The organism is Selenomonas sp. oral taxon 892 str. F0426, from assembly GCF_000468035.1.
GTDB lineage: Bacteria > Bacillota > Negativicutes > Selenomonadales > Selenomonadaceae > Centipeda.
In genome coordinates this window covers 6168-7084 of the sequence record NZ_KI260514.1, presented here as the reverse complement: position 1 = coordinate 7084, position 917 = coordinate 6168, and the positions used below count along the sequence as shown (strand labels likewise).

At 54.3% G+C, this 917-nt stretch carries 3 protein-coding genes; all 3 read right to left on the bottom strand.

The window, feature by feature from the left end:
* Positions 1 to 208: head-tail adaptor protein (locus HMPREF1992_RS00380; protein ID WP_021683815.1), on the bottom strand; the 208-nt coding region annotated here is incomplete at its 3' end.
* On the bottom strand, positions 209 to 484 hold the full coding sequence (locus HMPREF1992_RS00375) for a head-tail connector protein (protein ID WP_006696265.1): 276 nt from the start codon (positions 482 to 484) through the stop codon (positions 209 to 211). It abuts the gene before it with no gap.
* Between the two features lie 74 nt (positions 485 to 558).
* Positions 559 to 917: phage major capsid protein (locus HMPREF1992_RS00370; RefSeq protein ID WP_021683813.1), on the bottom strand; the 359-nt coding region annotated here is incomplete at its 5' end.

Here is a 917-nt window from a genome sequence, read left to right as displayed (position 1 = left end):
CACGGTAACGAATGACGATGCGGTAATCCACCTCTTGCACCTTCTCCGCATATCCGTCCGAGATTTTTGCCGCAAACGGAAGAACAAGCGCCCACGCTTTACCGACTTCTTGTGTTGTTTGCACGAGGATATTCCCCTCATCGTCCGTATCTGTGACGGGACGCAGAATAGTGATTCGGTGACGCAGTTCGCTCATAGACACCTGCACCTAAAAGCCCTCCTTCCGCACACCAAAGAGGAGCGAGCGCAGTGTCAAGGCAAGCCCTCTGTGATCCGCTTCCTCTCGGTGTTCGTAGAGATAGGACACGGCATAGAGAATTGCAACGCGCACAATTGCCTGATCTTCGACCTTGGACAGCTTCTTCACGCGCAGTAACGCTGTACAGATTTGTTCTGCCGTTTCCGTAAAGTGCGTGAGGAGATCGTCCTCCTCATCCCCGTCAATCCGCAGATACTGCTTGACTGCTGCAAGCGGCACAAGCATAGAACCACCTCCCCTCTTTGCCGCAAAACGAAATCCCGTCAAATTGTTGCTGAATTTATCAGGGATTCCATACATCAGCCCTTCATCTTAAGCGTCTGCACGGCTTCCTCAAGAACGAGCTTTCCGTCCACGCGCTCCTTCATCACGTACCCGACCATGCCGTTGCCCGCGAAGAGCTCCTTGAGTTCCTGCAAAGAGCGCGTGCCACGGTCGCCGATGTTGTAGTAAGAGTAGTCACCGAATGCGATGACGGTCTTGCCCGCCGCGACAGCGGGCATATACGCCGAGGAGTAGACGGGATAGCCGAGCAGACGATCAGGTTCGCCCATCTGGTAGGAAGGTTGCCAGAAATACGCACCGTTCGCGTCTTTGAGCTTGCGAATGCTTGCAAGGGTCTGATCGTTGACGATGAACGCCGCATTCTTGCGGTAGG